The 15,389-nt window shown below is 72.3% G+C and carries 17 protein-coding genes; 11 read left to right on the forward strand and 6 right to left on the reverse strand.

Features of this window, described 5'->3' with window-relative positions; translation table 11 throughout:
• Positions 1-91 precede the first annotated feature (91 nt).
• The 5 genes from OVA21_RS17290 to OVA21_RS17310 all read left to right on the forward strand — a co-directional run bounded on the left by OVA21_RS17290 (position 92) and on the right by OVA21_RS17310 (position 5,071).
• Positions 92-1,057, forward strand: coding sequence for a phosphotransferase family protein (locus tag OVA21_RS17290; RefSeq protein ID WP_253701989.1), 966 nt, complete (start codon positions 92-94; stop codon positions 1,055-1,057).
• Between the two features lie 52 nt (positions 1,058-1,109).
• Complete coding sequence (locus OVA21_RS17295) at positions 1,110-2,216, forward strand: DUF7064 domain-containing protein (RefSeq protein WP_268092942.1); 1,107 nt, start codon at positions 1,110-1,112, stop codon at positions 2,214-2,216.
• A 41-nt stretch (positions 2,217-2,257) separates the two neighbouring features.
• Positions 2,258-3,553 carry an AI-2E family transporter gene (locus OVA21_RS17300; protein ID WP_096906326.1) on the forward strand — a complete coding sequence of 432 codons (1,296 nt, stop codon included), beginning with the start codon at positions 2,258-2,260 and terminating at the stop codon, positions 3,551-3,553.
• Positions 3,540-4,043 (forward strand): hypothetical protein, encoded by a 504-nt coding sequence (locus OVA21_RS17305; protein WP_082923862.1) that lies wholly within the window; start codon positions 3,540-3,542, stop codon positions 4,041-4,043. The genes OVA21_RS17300 and OVA21_RS17305 overlap by 14 nt, the downstream gene beginning before the upstream one ends.
• Before the next feature lie 101 nt (positions 4,044-4,144).
• Positions 4,145-5,071: an alpha/beta fold hydrolase gene (locus tag OVA21_RS17310; RefSeq protein WP_268092943.1), complete on the forward strand. Its 927-nt coding sequence runs from the start codon at positions 4,145-4,147 to the stop codon at positions 5,069-5,071.
• Between the two features lie 109 nt (positions 5,072-5,180).
• Here OVA21_RS17310 and OVA21_RS17315 read toward each other — a convergent pair whose 3' ends face one another.
• Positions 5,181-5,663, reverse strand: a complete 483-nt coding sequence (locus tag OVA21_RS17315; RefSeq protein ID WP_206473872.1) for a hypothetical protein — start codon at positions 5,661-5,663, stop codon at positions 5,181-5,183.
• Positions 5,664-5,893: 230 nt separating this feature from the next.
• Between OVA21_RS17315 and OVA21_RS17320 the strand changes: the two genes are divergently transcribed.
• Complete coding sequence (locus tag OVA21_RS17320; protein WP_067715466.1) at positions 5,894-6,490, forward strand: maltokinase N-terminal cap-like domain-containing protein; 597 nt, start codon at positions 5,894-5,896, stop codon at positions 6,488-6,490.
• Positions 6,491-6,627: 137 nt separating this feature from the next.
• On the opposite strand, the gene OVA21_RS17325 is transcribed toward OVA21_RS17320, so the two are convergent.
• The 4 genes from OVA21_RS17325 to OVA21_RS17340 all read right to left on the reverse strand — a co-directional run bounded on the left by OVA21_RS17325 (position 6,628) and on the right by OVA21_RS17340 (position 10,312).
• Positions 6,628-7,179 (reverse strand): YceI family protein, encoded by a 552-nt coding sequence (locus tag OVA21_RS17325; RefSeq protein ID WP_067715464.1) that lies wholly within the window; start codon positions 7,177-7,179, stop codon positions 6,628-6,630.
• Positions 7,180-7,335: 156 nt separating this feature from the next.
• On the reverse strand, positions 7,336-8,259 hold the full coding sequence (locus OVA21_RS17330) for an alpha/beta hydrolase (RefSeq protein ID WP_268092945.1): 924 nt from the start codon (positions 8,257-8,259) through the stop codon (positions 7,336-7,338).
• Entirely contained in the window at positions 8,256-8,909 is a 654-nt protein-coding gene (locus tag OVA21_RS17335; RefSeq protein ID WP_268092946.1) for a TetR/AcrR family transcriptional regulator, read from the reverse strand. The genes OVA21_RS17330 and OVA21_RS17335 overlap by 4 nt, the downstream gene beginning before the upstream one ends.
• The gene (locus tag OVA21_RS17340; protein WP_268092947.1) at positions 8,906-10,312 is read right to left on the reverse strand and encodes a flavin-containing monooxygenase; all 1,407 of its coding nucleotides are present in this window, start codon (positions 10,310-10,312) and stop codon (positions 8,906-8,908) included. The genes OVA21_RS17335 and OVA21_RS17340 overlap by 4 nt, the downstream gene beginning before the upstream one ends.
• 220 nt (positions 10,313-10,532) lie before the next feature.
• Here OVA21_RS17340 and OVA21_RS17345 point away from each other — a divergent pair, with 220 nt between their 5' ends.
• The 5 genes from OVA21_RS17345 to OVA21_RS17365 all read left to right on the forward strand — a co-directional run bounded on the left by OVA21_RS17345 (position 10,533) and on the right by OVA21_RS17365 (position 14,249).
• Positions 10,533-11,288, forward strand: a complete 756-nt coding sequence (locus OVA21_RS17345) for an SDR family NAD(P)-dependent oxidoreductase (protein WP_268093184.1) — start codon at positions 10,533-10,535, stop codon at positions 11,286-11,288.
• The gene (locus OVA21_RS17350) at positions 11,285-12,181 is read left to right on the forward strand and encodes an SDR family NAD(P)-dependent oxidoreductase (RefSeq protein ID WP_268092948.1); all 897 of its coding nucleotides are present in this window, start codon (positions 11,285-11,287) and stop codon (positions 12,179-12,181) included. The genes OVA21_RS17345 and OVA21_RS17350 overlap by 4 nt, the downstream gene beginning before the upstream one ends.
• 25 nt (positions 12,182-12,206) lie before the next feature.
• Positions 12,207-13,400, forward strand: coding sequence for an LLM class flavin-dependent oxidoreductase (locus OVA21_RS17355; RefSeq protein WP_268092949.1), 1,194 nt, complete (start codon positions 12,207-12,209; stop codon positions 13,398-13,400).
• An 88-nt stretch (positions 13,401-13,488) separates the two neighbouring features.
• A complete protein-coding gene (locus tag OVA21_RS17360; protein WP_163375204.1) occupies positions 13,489-13,824 on the forward strand; it encodes an MTH1187 family thiamine-binding protein in 336 nt (111 codons plus the stop codon).
• Positions 13,821-14,249, forward strand: a complete 429-nt coding sequence (locus OVA21_RS17365) for a hypothetical protein (protein ID WP_163375205.1) — start codon at positions 13,821-13,823, stop codon at positions 14,247-14,249. The genes OVA21_RS17360 and OVA21_RS17365 overlap by 4 nt, the downstream gene beginning before the upstream one ends.
• Positions 14,250-14,292: 43 nt before the next feature.
• Here OVA21_RS17365 and OVA21_RS17370 read toward each other — a convergent pair whose 3' ends face one another.
• On the reverse strand, positions 14,293-15,339 hold the full coding sequence (locus OVA21_RS17370) for an esterase/lipase family protein (protein ID WP_167492357.1): 1,047 nt from the start codon (positions 15,337-15,339) through the stop codon (positions 14,293-14,295).
• Between the last annotated feature and the right edge of the window lie 50 nt (positions 15,340-15,389).

Consider the following 15,389-nt stretch of genomic DNA (forward strand, 5'->3'; position numbering starts at 1 on the left):
CCGGGCCCGACTGGAGACGTGGCTGGCCGAGCGGGTGGGCAGCACGGGACCGGTCCGCGTGACGTCGATCCGGCGCCCCGAGAGCTCGGGCATGTCGAGCATCTCCGTGCTGCTCGACGCCGAGTGGACCGCGGACGGGCGTGACGAGCGCGCGGCGTTGGTGGCCCGACTCGCGCCGGAGGCCTCCTCGTTCCCGGTGTTCCCCGACTACGACCTGGCCGGGCAGGCCGCCGTGATGCGCGCCGTCCGCGAGCGGACCGACCTGCCGGTGCCCGACGTCCGCTGGGTCGAGGACTCGCCCGAGATCCTGGGCGTGCCCTTCCTGGTGATGGACCGTGTCTCCGGCCGGGTCCCCGTCGACAACCCGCCGTACGTGTTCGGCGGCTGGGTGGTGGAGGAGCTGGGCGAGACCGGCCGGGCGCGGGTGCGCGAGGTGAGCGTGGACGTCCTGGCCCGGGTTCACGGCACACCGGACCCACGGACCGCGCTCGGGGATGCCGCGCCGGCCGCCGGCGTCGACAGTCTTCGGGCACACGTGGAGAACGAGCGCGCCTACTACGAGTGGACCCAGTGGGAGGACGGTCTCCGGATCCCGGTCCCGGAGAGGGCGTTCGACTGGATCGAGGAGAACTGGCCCACCGAGCTGTCGCCGGACGTGCTCTGCTGGGGCGACGCCAGGATCGGCAACATCATGTTCGACGGGGTCGAGCCCGCCGCCGTGCTCGACTGGGAGTCGGCCACGCTCGCGACGCCGGAGCTCGACCTGGGGTGGTTCCTGTTCTTCCCCGACATGTTCCAGGAGATCGCCGAGCAGTGGGACTTCCCCGGCCTAACTGATCTGTTCCCCCACGGGGCCGTGGTCGCCCGATACGAGGAGCTCACCGGGTCACCGGTTCGCGAGTTGGAGTTCTTCCGCACCTACGCCGCCCTGCGCCACGGCATCGTGATGTCGCAGATCGAGCGCCGACGCGTCCACTTCGGCGAGGTCGAGGCGCACGAGAACCCGGACGAGGACGTCCTGCACCACGCCATGCTCGCGCGGATGATCGCCGACTGACACCCGGTACGAACCGCCCCACTCCACCGCCCCAGAAACCTAAGGAGAGTCCATGACGATCAAGCCCGCGCCCCTCGACGAGTACCCGGTCCACCAGTCCCCGCTGTCGATGGCGCAGGTCGCCACGAGTGACCGCAATTTCTACGACCGCTACTACTTCAACGCCCATGACCGGACCGGGGACGTCTATCTCGTCACCGGCCTGGGCGTGTACCCGAATCTCGGCGTGATCGACGCCTTCGCCACCGTCCGGCAGGGCGATCGACAGCGCTCGGTCCGCTTCTCCGATGCCAGCGACGAGCGGTCCCTCGACTCGATCGTGGGTGGGTACCGGGTCGAGGTGATCGAGCCGCTGCGAACCGTCCGCCTGCTCTGCGAGCACGAGGACTTCTCGTTCGACCTCTCCTGGCACGGCTCGTTCGAGGCGGTCCTCGAGGAGCGGCACATGCTGCTCGACGGGCCCCGACCGATTCTCGATGCCACGCGCTTCGCCCAGGTGGGCAGCTGGTCCGGCACGCTCACCGTCGAGGGCACCGACTATTCGGTGGACCCGGACGTGTGGATGGGTACCCGGGACCGCTCGTGGGGCATTCGTCCCAGCGGCGACCCGGAGCCCAAGGGTCGCTCGGCCGACGAGCCGCGTGAGGGCCACTGGTGGACGTACGTCCCGCTGCGGTTCGACGACTACGCGCTCATGATCATCATGCAGGAGAGCCCGGACGGGTACCGCACCCTCAACCACGCCACCCGCACCTTTGCCGACGGCCGGATCGAACAGCTGGGCTGGCCGCGCATGGAGGTGTCCTACCGCAGCGGGACCCGGCACCCGGAGTCGGCGCGGATCCACCTCACCACGCCCAGCGGTGAACCCCTGGTGGTGGAGGTGGAGACCCTCGGCTACATCCCGCTGAGCATGGGATCCGGATACGTGGGCGACCCGGACTGGCAGCACGGCCAGTGGAAGGGGCGCGGCTGGAGCCTGTCCACGGCGTACGACTTCACGGACCCCGAGCTCCCGGCGTTCATGCCGTACCAGACCATCGATCACATCGCCCGGGCCACGTGTGACGGCGCGGAGGGCTGGGGCATGTTCGAGCACGGCGTGCTGGGCCGCCACGATCCGAGTGGCTTCGTGGGCTGGACCGACCTCGCCCCGTGATGTGACCTGAGAAGTCTTGAAAAGGCTTTAACATCGAGGTCATGACCCAGGGCTCGCCGACCGCCGCTCCCTTCGACCGGGCGCACCTGCCGTACCCGGTCGTGCTGGCGGCGGGCTGGTCGGCGTGCCTGCTGCTCATCGCGGGCGGCGGGTGGCTCGTCGGGCAGGCGGTCGGTCGGCTGTCGGTGATCATCGCGCCCCTGGCGATCGCGGTCCTGCTCGCGGCCATGCTCCGCCCGATGGTGGACCGCATCCCGGAGCGGGTCCCTCGGGCGGCCGCGGCCCTCGTCGTCGTCGTCGGGGTCCTCGCGGTCATCCTCGCCGCGCTCGCGGCGGTCACCACCCAGCTCGCGACCGGCGTACCCCGGATGCGCGACCAGATCTCGTCGGGCACCGACGCCGCCCTGCGGTGGCTCGAGGACGGCCCGCTGCACCTCACCGCGGACCGACTGCAGGAGGCCGTCGCCCAGGCCCGCACCTGGATCGAGTCGAACTCCGAGGCGGTCGCGGCCGGCGCGGTCCAGTTCGGACACACGGCCGTGGACGCCGTGGCGGGCGTGCTCATCTGCCTGGTGTCGCTGTTCTTCTTCCTCTACCACGGCGAGAAACTCTGGGAGTTCTTCGTCCGGTGGCTGCCGCGGGCGAGCCGCGAGCACGTCGACACCGCGTTCCGCCGTGGCTGGGGCAGCCTCGGCGCCTACACCCGCACGCAGCTCACCGTGGCCGCGATCAACGCCGCCGGGGTCGGCCTGGGCGCGCTGCTGCTGCGCGTGCCGTTCGTGATCCCCATCGTCGTGGTGGTGTTCCTCGCGTCGTTCGTGCCCATCGTCGGCACCCTCGTCGCCGGGGTGATCCCCACGGTCCTGGCGCTGGTCGAGCGGGGGCCGGCGATCGCGGTCGCGATGCTGGCGATCGTCGTGGTCGTCCACCAGGTCGAGTCGCACGTGCTCCAGCCACTGCTGATGGGCCACGCCGTGGCGCTGCACCCGCTGGCGGTGATCCTCGTGGTCACGGCCGGGACGTACCTGTTCGGTGTCGTGGGCGCGCTGTTCGCGGTGCCGGTCACGGCGATGGCCAACACCGTCGTGCGCCACCTCGCGGCCCGGGGCGGCGCGGACGGCGGCAGCGCGGCCCGGGGCGGCCCGGACGGCGGCGGTTCTGCCGGCGGCGGTGAGGACCTCGGGCCGGGCCTGGTGCCCGGGCGCGACGAGGTGTCCGGACCCGACAGCGCGGCTCACCCCGCCGGGGACGACGACGAGGTGCGCCTCCACGACCACGACGGCGAGACCGTTCCCGCCGAACCGGCCGCGAGGACCGGCGGCCATGCGCCGCGGTGACGGGCGGGCCGCTGTTCGGACCCCCGGCGTGGTGGTCGTGCGCTCGAGCGTCGTGCCCGCGCCCCGGGACCAGGTGTGGGCGCGGGTCGTCACGGCCGAGGGCGTCGCGGACGAGTTCGGCCCGTTGCTGACGATGCGGTTCCCCAGGTCGCTGCGGGGGGCGTCGATCGCGGACCTCCCGCTCGGTCGCCCGGCGGGGCGGGCGTGGATCCTGCTGGCGGGGATCGTCCCGGTCGAGTTCGACGACCTGGTGATCACCGGGATGGAGGCGCCGCGCTACTTCCAGGAGCGCTCGAGCCTGGGGTCGTGCCGCGTGTGGGAGCACCGCCGGGAGCTCGACGCCCTGCCCGACGGCTCGACCCGGGTGACCGACACCCTGCGGGCCGAACCCCGGACGGTGCTGCCGGGACCGGTGGTGCGGATGGTGGTCGGTGCGCTGTTCCGGCATCGTCACCGGCGGCTGATCCGGAAGTTCTCGGCCCAGATGTGACACGGGGAACTGCGTGAACGTCCCCGCGGGGCGCACAATGACGGTAGGTGCTCCCTGCGACGAGATACGGCGCGGGAGGCCGTCCCCGAGGGGGAATCACTATGCAGACCGCGACACTTCACGGACGAGAGCTGGCCTACCGCGAGGCGGGTGCCGGCGAGGGCAAGCCGACGATCCTGCTCATCCACGGCATGGCCGGCAGCTCGACCACCTGGCGCGAACTCATCCCGCGCCTGGACGCCCACTTCCACGTCATCGCCCCGGACCTGCCCGGTCACGGGGAGAGTTCACTCGACTTCGACGACTACTCGCTCGGCGCGATGGCCTCCGCCCTGCGCGACCTGCTGGTGGTCAAGGGCATCAAGCGATGCACGGTCATCGGGCAATCGCTCGGCGGCGGCGTCGCCATGCAGTTCGTCTACCAGTACCCCGAGTACTGCGAGCGGATCGTCCTCATCGGCAGCGGCGGCCTGGGCAAGGAGGTCAACTGGATCCTCCGGATGCTGGCCGTCCCCGGCGCCGAACTCCTGCTGACGATCGGCGCGGCCCCGGTCTTCGTGAACGCCGGGAACTCGGTGGGGCGCTTCTTCTCCGGCCTGGGCATCCGGGCCGACGCGATCACCGAGTCCTGGATGTCGTACGACTCACTCAGTAGGCCCGGTCACCGCAGGACGTTCTTCAAGACGCTGCGCGCGGTCGTGGACAACAAGGGGCAGGCGGTGTCGGCGGCCAACCGGCTGCACCTGGCCGGGCAGTTGCCGTTCCAGTTGATCTGGGGCGACCGCGACCCGATCATCCCCATGTCCCACGGGCACGCCACCCACGAGGCGATTCCCGGTAGTCGCCTGGCGATCGTCGAGCGGACCGGCCACTACCCGCATGTCGAGGACCCGGCGGCCGTCGAGCGGATCATCGTGGAGTTCATGACCGAGACGCAGCCGGGGCACATCGACCCCGAGACGCTGGGAGACCTCGTGGCGGCGGGGGCCCATCCGCCGGAGCCCCAGCCGCCGGAGCCCCGCAGCTGACGGCCCGGGCGGGCAGACAGGACTCGGCCCCGGCTCCGTCGAGGGGGCCGGGGCCGAGTCGGATGACCACGCGGTCAGCGGCTGGTCGCCGCCGCCGCGCGAGTCGCTATCAGGAGCCGAACGCGGGCAGCTCGGTGTCGTCGGCGGGCGCGTCGCCCTCGGCGTCACCGCCGGCCAGCGAGCCGAGGAGCTCGGCCGAGCCGGCGTCCGCGGTCTCGTCGTCATCGCCCGGGATCTCGGCGTCGATGCCGCGGAGGATGTCGATGGCGCCGGAGATGTCGCCGGAGAACGCGGCCGCGACGGCGGCGGTGGCGTTGGCCTCGCACGCCTCGCCGCTCAGGCCGGGCACCACGCCCTCGGCGGAGCCGAGGAAGTCGTAGGCGGAGATGGTGCCGCACAGCTGCGCGGCGATGTCGGAGACCTCGGCGGGGGTCTCGACCTCGTCGAGCTCGCCCCCGGTCGTGTCGTCGGTCTCCGTCTGGGTGGCGTCGGCGCCCTGCGTCGGGTCGGTGGCCTCCTCGGCGGCGGCGAGGCCAGCACCGGCGAAGGACAGGGCGGCAGCGGAACCGATCACGGCGATGGTCTTCTTCATGGGGGTCACACCTTTCCATCGGGATCCGGGGGATCTCCCCGGCGATACGGCGGTAACCGTAACGGCCACCCCCACGGACTGGCTGTGATCCGCATCACAGTACGGTCGGCGCGGGCGGGTGGTCTGCCCACTTACGCAGCGGGAACGACGCTCCCACGAATTCTTCTTCATACACCCATCAGCCCCGGTTCGCGTTTGCCGGACCGGGCGAAGTCGGGGAGTCTTAGCGCATGAGTGGAACCGCCGAGATCTATGACGCCGTCCTCGACCCGGGCAAGCTGGACCTGCTCCGGGCCTGGGTCCGCCACCAGGAGTGGTTCGACGGCGACCCGGATGGCCTCGAGCAGGTGACCGCCTACCGGTTCGTCGATCCCGCCGGCGAGGTCGGGATGGAGTCGTTCCTCCTCACCGACGGTGCCCGCACCTTCCACGTGCCCGTGACCTACCGCGGGTCCGAGCTCGACGACTCCGGTGACGCGCTGGTCGGCGAGATGGAGCACTCGGTGCTCGGCCGTCGCTGGGTCTATGACGCATCGGCGGATCCGGTCTACGTCGCGGAGGTCCGCCGGGTGATCAGCCACCGCGACGCCGCGGCCGATCATCTGCAGGTCGAGGACGGCACGATCACGCCGTCGCCGGTCAACATCCGCGGCGGTGGCGACGGGATCCGCCAGGGCTCCGACTCGGTTCTGCACGTCATCCGGATCGTGTCCGAGGAGAACGACGCGGAGGCCGACCGCCCGCTCATCGGCTCGCCGGGCACGCTCAGCGCGACCTGGCAGGACGCGGACGGTTCTCACACCGCGGTCCTCGCCGTCGTCTCCTAGGGGCTTCGGCCCCGCCCCGCCCGCCCAGGCCCCGCCCCAGAAACGGAACGCTCGCCCCGGCGATTGCCGGGGCGAGCGTGCACTATGTGGGGCGGGGCCGGTCGGTGGCGGACCCGCCAGCCGTGGCGGGCGAGTGGTCAGGCGCTCTTGATCGCCGAGACCTCGATCTCCAGGGTGACCTTCTCGGAGACCAGCACGCCGCCGGTCTCGAGCGCCGCGTTCCAGGTGAGGTCGAAGTCGCTGCGGTTGATCACCGTGGTGCCCTCGAAGCCCGCGCGCTGGTTGCCGAACGGGTCGGTGGCGGTGCCCTCGTACTCGAACGGGATGGTCACGGACTTGGTGGTGCCCTTGATGGTGAGGTCGCCGGTCACGTCCACGCCGCCCGAGCCGTTGGCGGCGATCTTCGTGGAGGTGAACGTGATCTCCGGGTACGTCTCCATGTCGAAGAAGTCGTTGGACTTCAGGTGGCCGTCGCGATCGGCGTTGCGGGTGTCGATCGAGGAGGCGTTGATGGTGACCTGGGCGGTGGCGCCCTCGATGCCCTCGGCGGGCACGGTGACGGTGCCCGTGAAGTCGTTGAACGAGCCGCGGACCTTGGTGATCATCGCGTGGCGGGTGACGAAGCCCAGGCGGGTGTGGGTGTCGTCGAGGGTCCAGGTGCCGGTCAGGTCGGTGAGGTTGGCGGTCATGGTGACTCCTTCGGGTGGGGTTGCCCGGCCGGCGGGGCCGAGCACTCAACTGTTGTGTCACCCAATATAGGCCGACCTCTATGACATGTCAACAACCATGGGGAAGTCGCCCGTGGGACCGTGCGCCGACACCGCCGACGCACGTGTCGCCGCAGGTCAGCCCACGTGCCTCTCGAGGAAGTGCAGCGCGTGCTCGACGGCCCGGTCGTGACACGGCCGGCCGGCGAAGAGGTCGAAGTGGTCGCCCGGGTAGTGCCGGACCTCGGCGCGCGCGGCGAAGGCGGCCGTCGCGGCGGCGTGCGGTGGGGCGCTGCGGTCGAGGTCGGCGATCTGGACCAGCACGGGGACGACGACGAGGTCTTCCGCGTGCCGGCCGGGCCGGAACGAGCCCAGCTCGGTGCCGATGGAGGCGCCCACCTCGTTGCGCCAGGTCGGCCCGGCGACGGAGGTGTAGGCCTCCTCGTAGCCGTCCAGGGAGAGCAGCGCACTCGAGCCGGGCGGGCCGACGAGGGGGAGCAGCGGTTCGGGGCGTCCCGTCGCCGCCACGGCCTTGGCGGCGATCGCGGATCCCGTCGCCCGCAGGAGCGAGGCGGGCGTGTGCTGCCGGGCCGCGGCCAGTGCGGCGGCCCGCCCGTCTACCAGGGGGATCATGGAGATGACGGCCGCGATGTCGTCGCGGCCCCGGGCCACCTCCAGGACGTGACCGCCCGCGAGGGAGCAGCCCCACAGCACGATGCGCCCCGGGTCGACGCCGGGTTGGGCGGCCGCGGCGGCGATGGCGGCCCGGTAGTCGTCCTGCTGGCGGGCGGGGGAGACGACCTGGCGGGGCTGACCGTCGGAGCGCCCGAAGCCGCGGTAGTCGAAGGCGAGCGCGGCGTACCCGGCGGCCGCGAACGCCTCCGCGAACGACATGAGGCCGGAGTCCGCGGTACCGCCCAGCCCGTGGGCCAGCACCACGCAGGGGCTGCCCGCCTCACCGGCACGGGCGGAGTCGCCGGCGGCGGGCAGGAGCCAGCCGCGACACTCGGCGGCGTCCGGCCCCGATCCGGACCGGAAGACGATGTCGACGGGGCTGGTCATGCGGTTCTCCCTGGGTCTGCCGCGGCATCCACCGTGGGGTCGGGTCGGCCGTACACCGAGCGGACCCACATGTCGGTGGCGACGGTGAGCAGTGGCTCGCGGGGGCCGTCGGTGTCGTAGGCCAGCTGCTCGAGCACGGTCTCGTTGATGTGGATCAGCCCCACCGCGAGTGCCTCGGGATTCACGCCGTCCGGCGCCCGACCGGCCGTGCGCTCGGTGCGCAGGAACTCGGCGATCGGGGCGGCCAGCGTCCGGCGGCCGTCGTTCCACAGCGCCCGGGTCTGTTCGTGCTTGCTGCGGGCGGTGAGCAGGGCCCGGTAGATGTGGGCGTTCTCCAACACGCGGTCGGTCAGCTTCTCGAGGGCCCCGGCCACGCGCGTGCGGAAGTCTCCCTCGCCGCCCACGATCGTCTCGACCGCCGCGCGGGCCTCGTCCTGCACGGCGGCGAGCAGGACGCCCACGGCGGCGGCCTTGGAGTCGAAGTAGAAGTAGAACGCGGACCTGGTGATCCCCGCGGAGACGGTGAGGTCGGCCACCGAGATGTCGTCCAGTGCCGTGGTGCGCAGCCGGTCGTCGAGCGCGGCGAGCAGGGCCTCGCGGCGACGGTCGCCGCGCGGGGAGGTGGTCGCCGAGGGGGCGGCCGGCGTCATGCCGTCACCCGGGCACGGAGGGCGGCGCCGCGCTCGCGGGCGCGCTCGAGGCCGTGGGGGATCTCCCGGGTGCGCAGGTCGCGTTCGTAGAGGAAGTAGTCGACCTGCTGCTGGTGGCGGGGTGTGTCGAGCATGTGGCCGATGTACTTCTTCTCGTCCTCCACGATCACCCGCTCCATCTCCGCCACCGGCGGGGTGCGGTACAGCCCGGCCGCCCACGCCGCCACCAGGCGGGCCTGCGCCTCGACGAACGGGAACAGGGTCGGGGTGGACTGGGCGAAGCCGACAAAGGCGAGGTCCTCGATGCCCGGGGTGAACATCCGCTTGTAGAGCGGGACGTGGTTGTGGGCGTCGGCGCTGAGGAACTCCCGGTCGAAGAACGGGAACGTGGTGTTGTACCCGGTGGCCTGGATGATCACGTCGAACTCGCCGCTGGTCCCGTCCTCGAAGTGCACGATCCGGCCGTCCAGTCGGGCGATGTCCCCCTTGGCGACGACGTCCCCGGACCCCAGCCGCAGCGGCAGTTCGACGGACTGCGTGGGGTGGGCCTCGAAGAACTTGTGGTTGGGGGTCGGCAGGCCGTACTCCTCCGGCCGGCCGGCCGACATCGGCTGCATCGCCTGGATGGCCTTGCGCTGCCACGAGTACGGGATGTACGGGAAGGTCGCGAAGTACTTGTCGGCCGGCTTGCCGGCGATGTACTTGGGCACGATCCACGCACCCGACCGGGTCGACAGCGTCACCTCGTTGCGCATGACCTTGGACGACAGTTCCACCACGATGTCCGCGGCGCTGTTGCCGAGGCCCACCACGAGGATCTTCTTGTCCATGAGGTGCAGCGGATCCCACGGGTCGACGTAGGCGTGGGAGTGGATCATCTCCCCGGTGAACTCGCCGGGGAAGTCGGCGAAGCGCGGGTCCCAGTGGTGCCCGTTGCCCACCACGAGCCCGTCGAAGCGGAGCGTCTCGGTCTCGCCGGCCCCGCCCGTGCCGCCGGCCCCGGCCTGTGCGGCCGACCCGGTGCGCGACGTGGTCAGTTCCCACCCGCCGTCCGGCAGGCGCTCGGCATGGTCGACCCGCGTCTCGAACTCGATGGCCGGCAGCAGGCCGAACGCCTCGGCGTAGTCGTCCAGGTACTGCTTGATCTGGCTGTGGTGGGGGAAGTCCGGGAACTCCTCCGGCATCGGGAAGTCCCGGAAGCTCAGCTGGTGCTTGGACGTGTCGATGTGCAGCGAGCGGTAGGCACTCGAGCTGCCGTTGGGGTTGTCGAACGCCCAGTTCCCGCCGATCCGGTCCGACGCCTCGAAGCACACCGCGTCAATCCCGTAGTCGCGGAGCATCTTCAGCGTCGTCAGTCCGCTGATGCCCGCGCCGATCACGGCGATTGTGCAGGTCGATGTCATGCGAACCCCTTCGGCGGATCCCTCGGCGAGGCAGACTCGCCGACAAGAAAGCTATGGCGCGGATCACACTATGGCCCGTGTTGACGGTCGTCAACAGCTTCCTCCGGCCCGGCGGACCACCCCGTCGAGGCCGGCCGTCAACCCTACTGGAGGCCCCGTGGACCCGGATCGCACACACGTCCCCACCCCTGACCGCGACAGTTCCTCGGACGGTTCCGATGTGGCTGCGCGCGGCCGCTCCGCCGTCGTGGTGGGCGGGGCGTCGGGGATCGGGTGGGCCACCGCCCGTGCTCGCGCCGCCGGGGGGTGGCAGGTCACGATCGGGGACCTCGACGCCGAGGCGGCCGCCGCCCGCGCCGCCGAGCTCGGCCCGGCGCACCGGGCGTGCGCCGTCGACGTGGCCGACGAGGCGTCGGTCGAGGCGCTGTTCGCCGGGACCGCCCCGGACCTGGTGGTCACGACCGCCGGCGTCAGCACGCTGGGCCTGGTGACGGACCACGACGCCGCGGAGTTCCGCCGGGTCGTCGACGTGTGTCTGACCGGCGCGTTCCTGGTGTTCAAGCACGGCGGCCGGGCGGTCCGCGACGGCGGGTCCATGGTCGCGATCGCCTCCCTCAACGCACGGCAACCGGGCCGGGGGATGGCGGCCTACTGCGCCGCCAAGGCGGGCCTGGTGATGCTCGCCCAGGTCGCGGCCCTCGAGCTGGGCGAGCGCGGCGTGCGGGTCAACACCGTCTCGCCGGGCTTCCTCGTCACCCCGCTCACCGAGCCCGTCCTGCAGATCCCCGGCCTGGCCGAGGAGTACGCCGAGAACTCCGCGATCGCCCACCGGGGGACCGCCGAGGACGTCGCCCGCGCCGTGCTCCACCTCGCCGCAGCGGACTGGATGACGGGGGAGGACCTGGCGATCGACGGTGGCGCCCAGCTGCGCCGCTACCCGGACGTGCTCGGGCTGGCGACCAGGGCTTTCTCGTGACCGCGCCCAGGTCGGTGACCGCCCTCCGCGGCCCGCGGCTGGCCGGGGCGTCGGCCGTCGTCACCGGCGGCGGGTCCGGGATCGGCGCGGCCCTCTGCCGCGCCCTCGTGGCGGCCGGTGCGCACGTGGTGGTGGCGGACATCGACCTCGCCGCCGCGCGTCGGGTCGCCGAGGAGGTGACGACGACGAGGTCCGGCCCCGGCGCCGGGTCGGCAGGGGCCGGGAGTGCCGAACCGGCGCACCTCGACGTCACCGATGCCGCCGCGGTGGCCGCCCTCGTCGAGGAGGTGGTCTCCACCCGGGGCGGGCTGGACCTGATGTTCGCCAACGCCGGCATCACCTGGGGTGGCGACACCGACAAGCTCACCCTGAAGCAGTGGAACGCGATCATCGACGTCAACGTCCGTGGGGTGGTCCACTGCGTGCACGCCGCGTACCCGCACATGATCGACCGCGGGGCCGGGGCGATCGTGCTCACCGCGTCGATGGGCGGGTTGTGCCCGGCGGGGCTCATCACCAGCTACGCGATGACCAAGCACGCGGTCGTCGGGCTCGGGCTGTCCCTGCGCGCCGAGGCCGCCGGTCACGGGGTCGGCGTGACCGTGGTGTGCCCGGCGGCGGTGGACACCGCGATCCTCGACAAGGGTGAACTCGACGGCTTCGACGGTCGGCATTTCTACCTCGACGGCCAGGGGGTGCGCCGGCCGCTGGACCCCGACCGGCTGGCGGCGAGCGTGCTCGACGGTGTCGCCCGAAACCGTGCTCTCGTGATCGAGCCCGCCCGCGCCCGGGCCACGTGGCGACTGCAGCGACTCGCGCCCGGGGTGATGGACCGGATGATCGCCCGGTACGTCCGCGCCTCCCGCGCCCGGGCGGCACACCCCGCCATGTAGGTGACGGATCAACTATGCTGATCGCATGAACTCGTCAGCCTCCGCACACGACCCCGCGACGCCCACCTCGTCGTCGTCGCCCTCCACCCACGGTGACCCCTCCACCCAGGATGTCGCCTTCGGCCTCGACACCTTCGGCGACGTCACCGTCGACCGCGGCGGTCGGCCCGTCCACCACGCGCAGGTCCTGCGTGATGTCGTGGAGCAGGCCGTCCTGGCCGACCAGGTGGGGGTCGACGCGTTCGGCATCGGCGAGCACCACCGCCCCGACTTCGCCGTCTCCGCTCCGGACGTCCTGCTGGCCGGCATCGCCACCCGCACCGAGCGCATCACGCTGGGTTCGGCGGTCACGGTCCTCTCGAGCGATGACCCCATCCGCGTCTTCCAGCGCTTCGCCACCATCGACGCCCTGTCGAACGGGCGGGCCGAGGTCGTGCTGGGCCGTGGGTCGTTCACCGAGTCGTTCCCGCTGTTCGGCCTCGATCTCGCCCGGTACGAGCAGCTGTTCAGCGAGAAGCTCGACCTGTTCGCCGCGCTGCTGCCCGAGGGGCCGGTGACGTGGTCCGGTGAGCTGCGTCCGCCGCTGGTCGACCAGCACGTCTACCCCAAGACCGAGCACGGGCTGAACGCGTGGATCGCCGTCGGCGGCAGCCCGGAATCCGTGGTGCGCGCGGCCCGCTACCGGATGCCGCTCATGCTCGCGATCATCGGCGGCCCCGCCGGCCGGTTCGCGCCCTTCGCCGACCTGTATCGCGAGGCCAATGCCCAGTTCGCGGGCGCCGGGTCGGCCGGTGGGGGAACGGCCGGTGGGGGAGCGGCCGCGCCGCGCCTGCCGATCGCCGTGCACTCGCCCGGGTTCGTCGCCGAGACCGACGCCCGGGCCGCCGAGCTGTCCGCGCGCCACTGGCTGGTCAACCGCAACCAGATCGGCCGCGAGCGCGGCTGGGGCGACGCGACCGAGGCCGACTTCCACCGCGAGGTCCGATCGGGCGCCATGTACGTCGGGTCCCCCGAGACGGTCGCGCAGAAGATCGCCACCACCGTCCGCATGCTGGGCCTGGACCGCTTCGACCTCAAGTACGCCAGCGGCCCGACCCCGCACGACGACCTCATGACCTCCATCGACCTCTACGGCAGCAAGGTCATCCCGCGCGTGCGGGAGTTGCTCGCCGAGGCCGGGTACACCGCGGGTGTGCCGCAGACGGTCTCGAGGGTGTGACGGTGGCGTGTGACGTGGGTCTGTGACCCAGGTATCGCCGGGGCCCGCCGATCTGCACGACGGGGCCCGGCGGGATTACGGTGATGCCATGCTGTTCGCGTTCTCCGTCGCCCCCACGTCCACCGCGGACGACTCGGCATCCATGAGTCGCGCGGTCGCGGAAGCCGTCCGCGTGGTCCGCGACTCCGGCCTGCCGTACGAGACCACCTCGATGTTCACCACCATCGAGGGCGAGTGGGACGAGGTCATGCCCGTCATCCGCGCCGCCACGGACGCCGTGCTGGCCGTGGCGCCGCGCGTGAGCCTGGTGCTCAAGGCGGACCTGCGGCCCGGCCGGTCGGGGGAGCTGCGCGGCAAGGTGGAACGGGTCGAGCGCCACCTCGCGGGTGGCCGGGAGTCCGACGACGAGGAGGGTCGCGCGTGACCTCTCCCCACCCGTCGAACTGGATCGCGGACCGGGCGGAGTCGGCCATCGACCACGTGGCGCGGTCACGCAGCCGGACCGCGGTGGCGTACGTCGCGGCCACCGTGCTCGGCGGGCTCGGTGCGCTCGTGGTGGTAGTTGTGCAGGTGCTCTCCGGCCGGGCCGCGATGTTGGACGTGCTGTTGTGGCTCGCGATGGCGGTCATGCTGTTCGGCGCTGCGGCGCACCGCTGGTGGCTCGGCGGGCGCAACGAGGAACGCTCCCGCCGGATCGCGGCGTCGATCCGCCCCGAGCAGATCGCCGCGGCGATGCGCGGTTCCTCCGGGGAGATCGACGCGGTGCGCCGCCTGCGGGTCGCCCACCCCGGCCTCGGGCTGCGTGACGCCTACGAGCTCTACCAGCACCACTCCCGCGAGCTGCGCTGACGCCCCCAGGGCGACCGCCGGCCCCGCCGCCGGGCCCGTCCGCTCAGCACCCCCCGGCGCCGCCGAGTGCCCCGGCGACGATCGCGTGCGTGCGCGCGTCGACGGCCATCCCTCCGTGCGAGTTCGGTCGGCCCCCGCACGCGTCCTCGGGAACGACCCACCGCACGCCCGGACCGGGGACGAAGCTGCGCTCGGGAGGGAGCAGGTGGTCGCCGCGCGTGGCGATGAGCGTGTAGCCGACGCCGGGCAGGAACGGGGTGCGGTCGAGCCCGTACCAGGCGGCGATCAGCGGGCTGCCCGGGGACAGTTCGGCCAGTCCCCGCAGGTTCGCGGCCCACAGGCCCAGAGCCGCGACCTCGCGCGGCAGCTGGTTCGGGATGAGGCCGCTGTTGTCGGCGCCCCAGTACCCGCCCACGGAGACCACGCGGTTCACCGCGCCCGGCCGCAGCACCTTGGTGGTGTACCCGGCGATCGCGGCGCCCTGCGAGTAACCGACCAGGTCCACCTGCTCGGCCCCGGTCACCGCGCGTACGTGGTCGATCACCCCGGCCAGTTGCGGTCCCGATGTGGCGACGATCGAGTCGAGCCCGCCGCGCGCCGGGTTGCCCGCGTAGGCGCCGAGGGTCGGGGCGATCACGCAGAAGCCCTGACGGCGTAGCGGATCGCCGAGGCGCGGCATCGTGTCGGCCCCGTTGTCGAAGGTCCCGTGGACGAGGATCACCGGCCGCGGATGCGCCACGGTGGGTCGGCAGGTCACGGGCGCGGCCGCGGCGGCGGGCGGACCGGGATCGCCGATCGGCCCGTTGATCCCGTTCAGGGCCTCGGTGACGTACGGCCCCAGCTCGCCGGTGGGGTCGAGGTCGCGCAGGTAGTCGCCGAGCGGGCCGAGCTGGACCTGCGCCCGGGCCGCCGGCGTGACCCGGTCCGCGACCCGGTCCGGCACCGGGCCCACCCCGGTGGCGACGGGGATCGACAGCGCGAGGGCGGCGAGCGCACCGGCCAGTCCGGTGCGGCGCGCTCGGCTTCTGCGGCTCGTGCGGTGCGCCGGGCGACGGCCGGCCGGGCGTGAGGGTGTGCGGGAACCGAGCATTTCAGACCCCCCGGGGCGTGACGGTCAGACCAGTATGCGTCCCGGACTCA

It is taken from the genome of Dietzia sp. SL131, from assembly GCF_026672565.1.
Taxonomy (GTDB): Bacteria; Actinomycetota; Actinomycetes; order Mycobacteriales; family Mycobacteriaceae; genus Dietzia; species Dietzia kunjamensis.